This is a genomic window from Streptomyces sp. NPDC044106 (assembly GCF_056433985.1).
This window is the reverse complement of record NZ_JBWKFZ010000014.1, coordinates 254,782-267,327: the sequence shown is the minus strand read 5'-3', so window position 1 is coordinate 267,327 and position 12,546 is coordinate 254,782. Positions and strand designations below refer to the sequence as shown.

Sequence of the window (12,546 nt, the reverse complement as noted above, 5' to 3'; positions counted from 1 at the left end):
GGCGCGCTCCTTTCCTTCCTTCTCGCCTACCGGGTTAGCTGACGGGTTCGGAGCAGGAAGGTCTCCTACGAGCGTCTGGCGCGGGTGCACGGATGCACGAGGCGCAGAGGCCCGATTCACCCCAAGTTAGTGGTTCCCCGGCTCCCTTGCGGGATTAGGCGCGTGCGCGCGGAGCCGCCTCTAGTGACGGCTGGGACGACCGCGCTGCGTTATCGAACGTTAATAGACAGCGGGTCACTATTCCAAGCTGTTCCGATTGATCGTTAACGCTGTTCACCTGTACGTATGGGGACAGGAGTGGTCAGAACAGGGCGAGTTGACGACACTTCCTCACACCGGGCCGTGCACCGGAACTTCACACTCCCTTGACAACACGTCAGTTGTGATGCGGAGTGGCTCACTTCAATCACCGGCGGTGACGCCCGGATCTGTGACGTCCGGATCCCCCGCGACGGGCCGGCGCACCGCGAGCAGCGCCATGTCGTCGGTCATCCGGCCCCCGGTGTGCCGCCGCACCTCCTCCGCGAGCGCGGCGAGCAGGGCCCGCGGTCCCCCACGTCCGGGGAAGATCCGCCCGCCGAGCCGGGCCGCCGGATCGTAGAACTCCCCCGTCACGTCGCGCGCCTCCGACAGGCCGTCCGTGTAGAAGAGCAGCATCGCGCCGGGCGGGAACTCCGATTCGTCCGCCCGGTCCGGCCAGACCCCCAGATCGCCCATGCCGAGCGGCAGCGCGGGCTCGCTCGCCGACATGACGCACAGCCGGCCGTCCCCGCGCAGCAGCAGCGGCGCCGGGTGCCCCCGGTTGATCAGCCGTACGCGGCCGTCGGCGTGCCGGATCTCGGCGAGGACGGCGGTGGTGAACCCCTCGAACGCGTCGAGCCCGTCGCGCCGGGTGCCCTCGCGCGCGAGCGCCCGCTCCAGGCGCTGGGCCACCGCCTCCAGGGTGGTCTCCTGCTCGGCGGCCTCCCGGAAGGCGCCGATGACGACGGCGACCGCCGCGACCGCGCCCATGCCCTTGCCCCGTACGTCACCGACGATGAGCCGCACGCCATGCGGGGTGTCCTGCACCGCGTACAGATCGCCCCCGATGAACGCGTCGGCCTGCGCGGCCTCGTACCGCGCCGCGATGTCGAGCCCGCCGATGCGCGGGTCGGGCTCCGGCAGCACGGCGCGCTGGGTGGTCTCGGCGATGGAGCGGGCGTTGGCGAGCCGGTCGTTGCCGCGGCGGACGACGCGGTTGATGACGATGGCGAGGATTGCGACGGTCACCACGGTGATCACTTCGGTGACGGCCTCGACGCGGCTGTCGGCCCGGGCCCCGAAGTGCAGGAAGAGGACGGCGACGGTGGACGCGGCGCCGGTCAGGACGGTGCTGAGCAGCGAGTAGAAGGGGGCGGCGATCAGCGGGGCGGCCGTGTAGAGAGGGGCCGCGGTGAAGTCCGGCGGGGTCGCCGCGTCGTAGACGACGCCGACCAGCAGGAGCAGGAGCGGCAGGGCGCGGACGAACGCCCATTCGTGCGCGGAGGCACCCCTGTCGCCGGTTCCCGCTCGCTGCCCCACCGCTTGTCTCCCGCCGACTCCGCGCCCATCAACGCGCTCCACTCAGGGTTCCCCCGTCGGGGAGCGGGTGCGAGCCGGTGCGGTCCGACCGGGTTACGGAGGAGGGTCCCCAAGGCGCGCCCGGGGGAAGGGCCGGGAAAACACCTAGGACCCGGGAAAACACCTAGGGCCCGGAACCATTGCTGGTTCCGGGCCCTAGGTCTTGAGTAGCGGGGACAGGATTTGAACCTGCGACCTCTGGGTTATGAGCCCAGCGAGCTACCGAGCTGCTCCACCCCGCGCCGTTGAATGCAACTCTACGCCATCTGGAGGGGTGCGTCGAACCACTTCAGGCGTTGCCCGCGTGGGTGAGCGTCTCCCAGGCCACGAAGAGACCGTCCGTCCCCTCCGGCCGCCGGGCCACCGTGTACTTCTCGGTGTACGGCATTTCCAGATGCAGCCGCCCCCGCAGGTGGTTCAGGCCGACCTCCGTGTCGGGTCCCATGTCGCGCCGCACCCTGCCGCCGCACAGCCAGGCGGGCGCCCGCGCGCCCAGCTGGTACTTGGCGTGGAACTCGAAGGCGGCCCGCAACCGGTCCCTGACCTCCCCGTACAGATCGACGCCCTGGTGCCGGGCGGTCTCCGCCATGTGCGAGGCGGCGGCGAGCGAGTAGCTCGCGTGCTTGAAGTTGCGGCAGGTCTCCTGGGAGATCCCGTCGGTGAACGTGCCCTGCCCGAACCAGTACCTCTTCAGCTCGCCCGCCGTGTCGATGCCGCTGCCCTCCGGCGAGACGGGCAGCTTCCCGTCCGACTCCAGGTAGAAGTAGGCGGGCACGCGCGTCCTGAAGTGGTGCACGGCCTTCTCGAACGTGGCGTGGTCGTCGAGGAAGACGGCCATCGACATGGTCGCGTCGGCCATCACCAGGTCCCAGTTGCCGTTGAAGTCGGCGGAACCGTTCCTGACCTGGGGCAGGTAGGCGTTGCGCAGCATCCGCTCGAAACGCAGCAGCGCCCCGTCGCTCCAGCCGTCGTACGTGTAGCGCACGATCTCGGCGGCACGGGCCCATGACGAGGCGGCCCAGGCGGTCTGCAGCCCGGCGTTGGCCTCGGTGTGCCCGGTGATCCGCTTCGACCAGGCGTCCATGATCTGCACGGCCTTCTCGGCGTGCGCGCGCTCACCGGTGACGCTCCAGAGCAGCGCCTGGGTGTACGCGGCCAGGGCGTCCTCGCGCTCCTCGACGCAGCCCTGACCGGGGCGGGTGTCGGGCGGACAGACCACGACGTCGTACGGCTTCGCCGTGTAGTCCGCCGCGGCGAACCTGCTGCTCCGCATCTGCTCGAACGCCGCGAGCCAGGGCTGCTCACGCGCTCCGACGTGGGCGCGGACCCGGTCGAGCTGCTCCTTGCCGACCAGGACGCCGGGGTGGTTGAAGGCGAGGTCGAGGGGGCGGGCCGCGGCCGTACGGGTGTCCGGGCCGCCGGAGCCGCCACCGCAGGCCGCGGCGAGGGCGAGGAGGAGAGGGGCCAGGAGGAGGGCCAGGGCGCGCCGCCCTGTGCCGCGTACGGCTGCCGCCATGCTGCACCTCCGGTTCGGGGCCGGCTCGGGCCCCACCGCTGCGGGCCTCATTGCCCTGGCGTTCAGCCTGGCCCGGTGCTCGGGTCGGCGCACCGCCGGGCTGCTCCGTTCGGGCGGCTCGGCGCCGGAGGCGTGTGCCCTGTCCGGGTACGCCGTGTCCGGGTACGCCGTGTCCGGGTACGCCATGTCCGGGTGTGCCGTCCGCGCCCGGGTCCCGTCCTCCGTACGCCCGTCAGATGACCGGCGGCCGGCCGAGGCGGGTCAACCGCCAGGCCGTGCGCCAGCGCATGGGCCGGCGCTCGCCGCACGGTGTCCGCAGCCCTTCGACGAAGCCGGCGGCCCAGGCCTTCAGGCCGGGCAGGGAGCGGGTGCGGGCGAGGGTGAGGAGGGTCCAGACGCCCAGGTGGACGGGGATCAGCGGGAGCGGGAGGCGGCGGCGGACCAGCCAGACGCGGTTGCGGGCGGTGTTGCGGTAGTAGACGGCGTGCCGGGCCGGGGAGGTCTTGGGGTGCTGGAGCAGCAGGGCCGGTTCGTAGAGGATCTGCCAGCCGTCGTCGACCGCCCGCCAGGCCAGGTCGGTCTCCTCGTGCCCGAAGAAGAACTGGGCGGGCCAGGTGCCGGTGCGGGCCAGCATGTGCATGGACAGCGCGTGCCCGCCGCCGAGGAAGGCGGTGACCAGGCCCCGCTTCATCGGGTCGGTGGCGCGCAGCCGGGGGATGTGGCGGCGCTGGGTCTCGCCCGTCTCGTCGGCGATGCGGAAGCCGACGATGCCGAGGCGCGGGTCGGCGGCGAACAGGTCGCGGATCCTGCGGAAGACGTCGTCGGCGACGAGCAGTCCGTCGTCGTCGAGCTCGATCACGACGTCCACGTCGCCGAAGTCCGCGAGGCGCTCGATGGCGACGTTCCGTCCGCCCGGGCAGCCGAGGTTCTCGTCCAGCTCGACGGCGGTCACCTTGCCGGGCAGGGAGGGGAGTTCGGGGAGGGGCGAGCCGTTGCCGACGACGACGACGCGGTCGGCGGGTACGTCCTGCATGGCGACGGACGCCAGCAGCGCGTCGAGCTCCCGGGGCCGGTTGCCCATCGTGATGACGGCGACGCCCAGGCGCGGTGGCGTCGGCTGTGGTGGAGTCACGGTGGTCCCTCCAGATGTGCGGCGGAGACCGGCCAGTCAACACCACGGCGCCCCGCGGGGCCGAAGCCGGGCGGGGCGCGGAAGGCGTATGAGGGGGGCGGCCGAGGAGGGACGGGCTGGTGGTCGGGCGGCCGGGCGAACGGCACTCGGGCGGTCAGGCGGCCTTGGTCAGTTCACCGCTTCGGGTGGCCTCGCTGTCGGCCGGGGGCTGCTCGGTGTCGGCCGGAGCCTGCTCCCCCGCGACGCCCTTGCCGCCGTCCCGGATGAGGACGAGGGCGAGGACCGCGGCGGCCAGGACGCCCGCGGCTCCGGCCCAGAAGCTGGCCGACATCGCCTCGGTGAAGGCCTCTCGGGCGGCGGTGGCGAGGGCGCTGTCGCCGGTGGTGGCGGCCAGGGCGAGCGCGTCCGGGACGGAGTGCCCTGCCCCTGCGGGGGCGGAGGCGGGCATGGCGTCGGTGTAGGTGCTGGAGAGGACCGTGCCGAGGACGGCGACGCCGAGGGCCGCGCCGGCCTGCTGGACGGTGTCGTTGAGGGCGGAGCCGACCCCGGCGTGCTCGGCGGGGACCGCGCTCATCAGGGCGGCGGTCGCCGCCGGCATCGCCAGGCCGCCGCCGACGCCGATCAGGACCATGGCCGCGGCGAGCATCCCGAACCCGGCGTCGGAGGGGAGCGAGGCGAGGGCGCCGAATCCCGCGGCGATGACGGCCAGGCCGACCGCGGTCATGGGCCGGTTGCCGATCCTGTTGCCGAGGGTGGCGCCGATGCCGTTGAAGACGAGGGTGGCGACGGCCATGGGGGCGAAGGCGAGGCCGGTCTTGGCGGGGGAGTAGCCGAGGACGAACTGCAGGTACTGGGTGAGGACCAGCATCAGGCCGCCGTTGGCGAAGGTCAGCAGGACGAGGGAGAAGCTGGCGCCGCTGAAGACGCGGTTGCGGAAGAGCGAGAGCGGCACCATCGGGGACGCGGTGCGGGTCTCCCAGATGCCGAAGGCCACCAGGGCGACGACGGCGAGACCGAGCGAGGCCTGCGTACCCATGTCGTCCAGCCCGGTCTTGGCGGACTCGATGATCGTCCAGACGAGCGCGGTCATGCCGACCATGGACAGGGCCATGCCGAGCGGGTCGGCCTTCCGGGCGGGGCCCTTGGACTCGGGCATCAGGACGAGGGCGGCGACGATGGCGAGGCCGGCCACGGGGACGTTCATCAGGAAGACCGCGCCCCACCAGAAGTGGGCGATCAGCACGCCGCCGAGCACGGGCCCGCCGACCAGGCCGACCACGGCCACCGCGCTCCAGGCGCCGATGGCCTTGCGGCGCTCCTCGTCGTCGAAGACGGTGATGAGGATCGACAGGGTGCTCGGCATGATCAGGGCGCCGCCGACGCCCATCAACACCCGCCCCGCGATGAGCTGTTCGGGGTTCTGGGCGACGGTGGCCAGGAGGGACGCCGCACCGAAGAGGGCGAGCCCCACGATCATCACGCGCCGCCGTCCGAACCGGTCGGAGAGGCTGCCCGCGGTGAGGAGCAGTCCGGCGAAGACGAGGATGTACGACTCGATGATCCACTGGATGTCCTGGGCGTCCGCGCCCAGATCCTCGGCGATGGGCGGGACCGAGACGGTCAGGACCATGTTGTCGACGACCAGGACGAGCGTGCTCAGGCAGAGCACGATCAGGATGAGCCAGCGGCGCGGATCGCGGCGTACTTCCATCGTGGGACCCCCAGGAAAGTGGGCGGCACGCTCGCCGAGTACGGCGTGCTCTCGTTGCGAACACTGTACGCACTGCGCACGGTGTGCGCAACAGGGGACGGCGTTCGCGTCCCGCAACTGCGCTTGACTCGGGGTGGTTTGAGGCTGGAGCAGCCCGGAGGGACGCGGCCGACGGCGGTATCGTCAACGCCTCGTCCGCGATTCCCGCGATTCCGGGAGTGACCAAGCATGCCAACCATCACCGAGCTCAGTGAGCTGAGCGGCGAGTACGCCCTCGACGCCGACCGCACCCGGATCGGGTTCGTCGGCAAGCACTCCGTGGGGCCTCGAGTACGCGGCACGTTCGAGGAGTTCGAGGGCAGTGCCCACCTCGACGGCGACAACCCGGCGAAGTCCCACGTCCGGCTCACCCTGCGGGCGGCGAGCCTCCAGACCGGCAAGCGGATGCGCGACGACCCGTTGCGCGCCAAGTTCCTGGACGCGGCCAACCACCCCGTCATCACGTTCACCTCGACCGAGGTGAAGCAGGTGGACGGGGCCCGCTTCCGGGTCACCGGCGACCTGACGCTGCGCGGCACGACGAGGCCGCTCACCCTGGACGTCGAGTCGACCGGCGGCGAGAGCGGCGCCGACGGCCGCCTCCTGGCCGGTTTCCGCGGCGGCGCCACGATCAACCGCAAGGACTGGGGCGCGACCGCCAACGCCGTGGACACGCTCATCGTCAGCTCGCAGGTGACGGTGGAGTTCGAGGTGGTGGCGGTACGGCAGCCGTGACGGCTCGGGCATCGGCGGCTTCTCGCCCTCCGGTCGACGGGTATGTGTGAGGTGTACAGGGATGGGGACCTGATGGTCAGGCCCGGGTTCAGCAGCGATCCTCTGGAGGGCTGACCGGGCCAGGTTCCTCCGGTTCAGCAAAGAGCCGGGGGAGCCGCGTGTATGGGCCGCTCACATCACGGCGCCCCGCTCACAGACCCGCCGCGCGACGTCCCGACGACGAGTTGTTCGGTGGCCGCCATCGTGACCACCTTCTTGCCGCGCAGGACGAGGATCCCGGCCGCGTCGCACCCGTCCACCAGCTCGACGGCGGACGTGCTGATCTGCCGCAGCGTGGCGTCGACGGACTCCTGCGCCAGGAGGTCGCGCGCCATCGAAGCCATCTGCAACGCGAACCGACGCCAGTCCATGGCCAACCCCACCCCTGCCGTCCCCGGCCTGCCGGCCCGCCCCGCAAGCCTGACACGACCGGAGCCGCCTGGACGGCTCTTCGCCGATCCGGGTGGCTCCGTCCCTATCGGCTCGTCGCCACTTCGCGCGCCAGGTCGGCCAGCCACGAGGGGCCGTCCCTGCCGATGACGCGCAAGCTCGTGCGCAGGCGCCCGCGGTGGCGGGACGAGGTCACGTCGCGCAGCAGAGGCGGCAGCCGCGACAGCGGCTCTTCGGCCTCTCGCCAGGCCTTGAGCCGTACGAGTGCGTCCAGCTCGGCCGTGGCGTAGTACAGAGCTCCGCGTCCCGACGGATCGGCCGCCTCGACCAGCTCCCGGGCCCGCTCGAAGCGCGGTACCGCACGCGCGGGTTCACCCAGCGACAGGGCGACCTCCGCCTCGTGCCCGGTGACTTCCAGATCGTTCACCCACCACGACCACAGCGGATCACGGGGGTCGAGGGAGTCCTCCAGGGCGCCGCGCGCCTTCCCGATCGCCTGCCGCGCCCGCGCGTGGTCACCGGCCGTGGCCAGGGCCCGGCCGCGTCGAAGCTCGGTGAGCAGTGCCACACGCGGCGGCACTCCGCGACCGGCGATCTCCTCACAGAGAGACAGCGCCTCCCCCACCCGGCCGCTCTCGACCGCCTCCAGAGCCAGGAGATCCATGGCGAACCACTGCATGGAGCGGTCGCCCGCCCGCTGCGCCATGTCCAGGGACTCCGACCATGCGGCCCGGGCCTCCGCACGGCGTGCCGCGTCGAACAGCAACCAGCCCGCGATCTCCGCGAGTTCGGCGACGACGCTCAGCTGGGCCTTGTCATCCTCCGTGATCTTCGCGCGTTCGGAACGCCACACGCGGATCGCCGCGTCCGCCACATGGTCGCCACCATGCGCGTTGTCGTGGTCGAGCAGCCACCCGGCCCGCTCGAGGACCACGGCGTGCGGGTGATCGTCCCGCGGTTCATCGGCCTCCGCGCGGGCACGGGCGGCAGCGCGATCCAGATCTCCCTGCAAGAGGCCTCCCCCCAGGCCGCGGGCCGGCGACCGATCGCCGGGACCCCCGAACACACTGAAGGCCCAGCCGGAGCGCTCTCCGGCTGGGCCTTCCACGTAGGCCGCGTGGGACTCGAACCCACAACCAACAGATTAAAAGTCTGCTGCTCTGACCAATTGAGCTAGCGGCCCGCCCGCCCAGCATAGCCGTACGGTCCGACGAGCCTCACAGCCTTATCCCCGCCGGGCGCGCCCGGCCCCAACTCGGCGTCCCAGCACGGCGGTGGCGGACGTTCCCCCACCCGGCGGCGGACCGTGGGGGCGACGGGGCAGACATCCGGTCGCACCGCAAGGCACCTGAACTGCGAATTCGAAATTGACAGGGGTGGAGCAATATGCCCCGCCCATTCCATTCATCGGCAGTTCAAGGCGGTTCGCATGCGGAGAATTGCGCATTGACAGGCGCCCGGCGCCATGCCTCCGAATATCTCCGGGAAGCCGATTCCCGCGCACTGTTCAGAGAATTGACACGGGCCCCCCGCTATGCCCCGGCGACCTGCGAAAAAACAACAGCCCGAGCAATTGACAGGGGGATACGGAATTGCTTACGTTCCTCCTCGTCAGTTTTCACCGACCCGACCCCTAGGGAATTCGTGACCACATCCCCTTCGCTGTCGAAGTCCAGGCAGCAGTTGATCCTCGCCGCTCTCATGGTGTGCTCGCTCCTGATCTGGCTGGACAACACTGTCCTGAGCACCGCCCTGGAGACCCTCGCCGACCCGGCCCGCGGCCTCGACGCCGGGCCTGCCGCGCTCCAGTGGGCCACGGGCTCGTACACCCTGGCCTTCGCCACCCTGATGTTCACCGCGGGCGCGCTGGGCGACCGGTTCGGGCACCGGACCGTGCTCGTCAGTGGTCTCGTGGTTTTCGCCGCCTCTTCGGTGTGGGCGGCATATGCGGGCGACGCGAATCAATTGATCGCCGCTCGTGCAGCGATGGGTCTGGGCAGCGCGCTGATCATGCCCGCGAACCTCGCCATCCTCATGTGGACCTTCACAGGCCCCGCCCGCTCGACCGCGATCGCCATTTCCTCGACGTCCGCCGGTGTCGGAATGGCCGCGGGCCCGGTGCTCGCCGGGCTGCTCCTCGACCATTTCTGGTGGGGCTCGGTCTTTCTCGTCAATGTCCCGGTCGTAGTGCTCGCGCTGATCGGAATCACCACGCTGGTCCCGAATTTCCGCAGCCCCGTCCGGCGTCCCCTCGACCCGGCCGGCATGCTCCTTTCGATCACCGGGCTCGCGGCGCTGGCCTACGGTCTTATCCGGGCGGGGCAGGTGGCCGCCTGGGGCCGTACCGACGTCTGGGCGCCGGTCGCCGTCGGCCTCGTCCTGCTGACCGCCTTCGTCCTCGTCGAACTGCGCACCAGGATGCCGAGCTTCGACCCCCGCCTGCTCGCGCAGCGCACCTTCGGCGGCGGCAACGTCGCGCTCGGCCTGCTCCTCTTCGCCGTGACCGCCGTCACCTTCTACAACGCGTTCTACCTGCAGGGCGCCCGCGGCTACACGCCGACCGAGGCGGGCCTCGCCGGTCTCCCGACCGCGCTCGGCGCGATCCTGGGCGCGCCCGTCGGCGCCCGGCTCGTGCGCCGCTGGTCGCTGCGTGCCGTGTCCGTGCCCGCGCTCGTCGTGGCGGCGCTGACCATGGGCGCGTACGGGTTCTTCGGCCTTGGGACACCGCTCGGCTGGATCGAGGCCCTGCTCCTCGTCCAGGGCCTCACGATCGGCATGGTGCTCGGTCCTGTGACGGCGGCGCTGATCAGCTCGCTGCCGCTGGAGCGGGCCGGTGCCGGATCGGCCGTCACCAACACCGTGCGGCAGACCGGCAGCGTGCTCGGCATCGCCGTCGGCGGCACGATCATGTCGATCGTGTACCGGCGCGCGATCGAACCGTCGCTGGGTGACGTGCCCGCGTCGGTACGGGACCGGGCGGGCGTCTCCGCCGAGCAGGCCCGGCACGTCGCCGCCGAGACCCACCGGCCCGCTCTCGCGCACGCCGCCGATGACGCGTTCGTCCACGCCATGCACGTCGGCGCGGTCTGGATCATGCTCGTCGCGCTCTTCGGGGCGGCTGTGCTCGTACTTTCCCTGCGTCCGGCCGGGAAGGCCGGGGCACCGGCGGCAAAGGATGGGGCACCGGCTGCCAAGCCGGAGCAAGAACCGGCACCGGCACCGGAGCCGACCGGCTACGTCGCGGAGCCCGCGAGCTGACCGGCCCACGAGCCGCCCGACCGCCGCGACCGTCCGGAGCACCTCCGCCCCTCACGGGTCGAGGGGCTCCGGGCGGCTCGCGCGCGCCGCGTCGCGGGCCCGCGTGCGGGCGTGGTCCGGGTTGAGGAACCAGTGCCTGGCCGACGCCAGCCACCAGGCCGCCGCGAATCCGAGGACGACGAGCACCGCGACCGGCGCGTAGTTGAAGGTCTCCCAGGTGACCGGCGACACCTGCGGCAGCATGAACAGGACGGTGATCACGCCGACCCACCCCACCGCGACGACACCGACCGGGCGGGACCAGCGCCCCAGGTGCCAGGGCCCGCGCTCGAAGGCGTCCCCCTTGCGCAGCCGCAGCAACGTCGGGACGACGTAGGCGATGTAGAGCCCGATGACGGCGATCGAGGTCACCGCCGCGTACGCCGTGACGTTGATCAGGTACGGCAGGCCGAGCACCAGCGCGCCGAGCGCGGCCAGCCACACCGCGGCCACCGGGGTCCTCGTCCGCGGGCTGACCGAGTGCCAGATGTGCGAGTACGGCAGCGCGCCGTCCCGCGAGAAGGCGTAGATCATGCGGGAGTTGGCGGTCACCGAGGCCATGCCGCAGAAGAGCTGGGCTCCGATCACGACGAGCAGGAGCAGCTTGCCCGCCGTCGCGCCGAGTGCGTCCAGGAGGATCTGGGCGGGCGGCGCGCCCGTCGCCGAGCCGCGGGCGCCCTCGTACGACTGGATGGCGAAGGTGAAGCCGAGGAGCAGGACGAAACCCGCTATCCAGGAGGTCCAGATGGCCCGGACGATGCCCTTGGGGCCCGCCGTCGAGGCGTCGTGGGTCTCCTCCGTCATGTGCGCGGAGGCGTCGTAGCCGGTGAAGGTGTACTGCGCCATGAGCAGCCCGATGAGGACGACGTAGAGGCCGCTGCCCCAGCCCGTGTTGTTCACGAACTCGGTGAAGACGAAGGACGCCGACCGGTGCGAGTCCGGCGAGAACGCGAGCGCGCCGACGATCACCGCCACCCCGGCCACGTGCCACCACACGCTGACGCTGTTGAGCAGCCCGACGATGCGCACGCCGAAGGTGTTGACCAGCCCGTGCAGCACGAGGATCGCGGCGAAGAGCAGGATCGTGCGCTCCTCGGTGACCGCGAAGTCGAACTGGAGGTTCAGGTACGCGCCGAGGAACGACGCCGCGCCGAAGTCGATCCCCGCGGTGACGGCGACCTGCCCGAGTACGTTGAACCAGCCCGTGAACCACGCCCACGCGGCGGCGGAGCGGGCGGGCGCGAGCCGGTGCGCCCAGAAGTAGAGCCCGGCGGATGTCGGGTACGCGGAGCAGATCTCGGCCATCGCGAGCCCCACGAAGAGCGTCATCAGGCCGACGCCGACCCAGCCCCAGGTGATCACGGCAGGGCCGCCGGTGTTCATCCCGAACAGGTACATGGTGAGGCACCCGGACAGGACCGAGATGATCGTGAACGAGACGGCGTAGTTGGAGAACGCGGACATGCGCCGCGCGAGGACCTGCGTGTAACCGAGCTGGGCGAGACGCTCCTCGTCGGAGCCGGAGGTGGGGGCGGAGGCGGAGGCGGACATGGGGGCGCGCGCGGTCGTGGGTGGTGGCTGTTTCCGTTCGCTCGGGTCACTTGTCATGCCCCCAGCGATTCCCTCGCCGTGGGCGCGCCATGCGCGGGGCGGCCCGTACGGGTACGACGAAGGGCCCGCACGGCGCGTACGCCGTGCGGGCCCTTCGTCTTCGGTTCAGCCAGGCCCGTCGGGCCGGGCGGTCACCGCTCAGCCGTTGCGCTTCCAGCGCGGCTTGTCGTCGCGGCGGCCGAAGGAGCCCGTGCCGGAGCCGGTGCGGTCGTCACGGCGGTTGTGGGCCGGACGGTCGTGGCCACCGGAGCGGAAGCCGCCACCGGCGGGGCGGTCGTCGCGGCGGTCACGGTTGAAGGGGCGGTCGCTGCCGCGGTGGCCGCCGGAGGGGCGGTCGTCGCGACGGAAGCCGCCACCACGGTTGTCGTCACGGCGGTCACGGTTGAAGCCGCCACCGCGGTTGTCGTCGCGGCGGAAGCCACCACGCTCACCGCCACGGTCGTCACGACGCTCGAAAGAACGGCCACCACGGTCGCC

8 protein-coding genes, 2 tRNA genes, 2 pseudogenes and 1 riboswitch are annotated in these 12,546 nt (G+C 71.6%); of the genes and pseudogenes, 2 read left to right on the top strand and 10 right to left on the bottom strand.

The genetic code is table 11. The features are described 5' to 3' along the window. Nucleotides 1-8 precede the first annotated feature (8 nt). Nucleotides 9-171, bottom strand: a riboswitch (cyclic di-AMP (ydaO/yuaA leader). A gap of 231 nt (nt 172-402) precedes the next feature. From AC07DI_RS26540 to AC07DI_RS26520, 5 genes are all read right to left on the bottom strand, one after another. Then, nucleotides 403-1,560, bottom strand: a complete 1,158-nt coding sequence (locus AC07DI_RS26540) for a PP2C family protein-serine/threonine phosphatase (RefSeq protein ID WP_478906359.1) — start codon at nt 1,558-1,560, stop codon at nt 403-405. A gap of 207 nt (nt 1,561-1,767) precedes the next feature. Continuing rightward, nucleotides 1,768-1,841 (bottom strand) — tRNA-Met (locus AC07DI_RS26535). Between the two features lie 47 nt (nt 1,842-1,888). Next, nucleotides 1,889-3,115, bottom strand: a complete 1,227-nt coding sequence (locus AC07DI_RS26530; RefSeq protein WP_478906357.1) for an alginate lyase family protein — start codon at nt 3,113-3,115, stop codon at nt 1,889-1,891. Between the two features lie 232 nt (nt 3,116-3,347). Continuing rightward, a complete protein-coding gene (locus AC07DI_RS26525; RefSeq protein WP_478906395.1) occupies nt 3,348-4,196 on the bottom strand; it encodes a glycosyltransferase family 2 protein in 849 nt (282 codons plus the stop codon). A 205-nt stretch (nt 4,197-4,401) separates the two neighbouring features. Next, nucleotides 4,402-5,958, bottom strand: a complete 1,557-nt coding sequence (locus tag AC07DI_RS26520; protein WP_478906355.1) for an MFS transporter — start codon at nt 5,956-5,958, stop codon at nt 4,402-4,404. A gap of 228 nt (nt 5,959-6,186) precedes the next feature. Here AC07DI_RS26520 and AC07DI_RS26515 point away from each other — a divergent pair, with 228 nt between their 5' ends. Then, the gene (locus AC07DI_RS26515) at nt 6,187-6,732 is read left to right on the top strand and encodes a YceI family protein (RefSeq protein WP_478906353.1); all 546 of its coding nucleotides are present in this window, start codon (nt 6,187-6,189) and stop codon (nt 6,730-6,732) included. 203 nt (nt 6,733-6,935) lie between these two features. Here AC07DI_RS26515 and AC07DI_RS26510 read toward each other — a convergent pair. From AC07DI_RS26510 to AC07DI_RS26500, 3 genes and pseudogenes are all read right to left on the bottom strand, one after another. Continuing rightward, nucleotides 6,936-7,142 (bottom strand): annotated as a pseudogene (locus AC07DI_RS26510) (antitermination regulator); the annotation flags it as partial. Nucleotides 7,143-7,246: 104 nt separating this feature from the next. After that, the gene (locus tag AC07DI_RS26505) at nt 7,247-8,173 is read right to left on the bottom strand and encodes a helix-turn-helix domain-containing protein (RefSeq protein WP_478906352.1); all 927 of its coding nucleotides are present in this window, start codon (nt 8,171-8,173) and stop codon (nt 7,247-7,249) included. 97 nt (nt 8,174-8,270) lie between these two features. Next, nucleotides 8,271-8,344, bottom strand: a tRNA-Lys gene (locus AC07DI_RS26500). Between the two features lie 461 nt (nt 8,345-8,805). On the opposite strand from AC07DI_RS26500, the gene AC07DI_RS26495 reads away from it, so the two are divergent. Beyond that, nucleotides 8,806-10,419: an MFS transporter gene (locus AC07DI_RS26495; RefSeq protein ID WP_478906350.1), complete on the top strand. Its 1,614-nt coding sequence runs from the start codon at nt 8,806-8,808 to the stop codon at nt 10,417-10,419. A 51-nt stretch (nt 10,420-10,470) separates the two neighbouring features. Here AC07DI_RS26495 and AC07DI_RS26490 read toward each other — a convergent pair whose 3' ends face one another. Beyond that, complete coding sequence (locus AC07DI_RS26490) at nt 10,471-12,009, bottom strand: amino acid permease (RefSeq protein WP_478906393.1); 1,539 nt, start codon at nt 12,007-12,009, stop codon at nt 10,471-10,473. A 198-nt stretch (nt 12,010-12,207) separates the two neighbouring features. Further along, nucleotides 12,208-12,546 (bottom strand): annotated as a pseudogene (locus tag AC07DI_RS26485) (DEAD/DEAH box helicase); the annotation flags it as partial.

Excerpts from the sequence above, each read along its gene's own strand:
- AC07DI_RS26530 (WP_478906357.1), bottom strand. The coding sequence starts at position 3,115 with ATGGCGGCAGCCGTACGCGGCACAGGGCGGCGCGCCCTGGCCCTCCTC.
- AC07DI_RS26525 (WP_478906395.1), bottom strand. The coding sequence starts at position 4,196 with ATGGGCAACCGGCCCCGGGAGCTCGACGCGCTGCTGGCGTCCGTCGCC.
- AC07DI_RS26520 (WP_478906355.1), bottom strand. The coding sequence starts at position 5,958 with ATGGAAGTACGCCGCGATCCGCGCCGCTGGCTCATCCTGATCGTGCTC.
- AC07DI_RS26515 (WP_478906353.1), top strand. The coding sequence starts at position 6,187 with ATGCCAACCATCACCGAGCTCAGTGAGCTGAGCGGCGAGTACGCCCTC.
- AC07DI_RS26490 (WP_478906393.1), bottom strand. The coding sequence starts at position 12,009 with ATGTCCGCCTCCGCCTCCGCCCCCACCTCCGGCTCCGACGAGGAGCGT.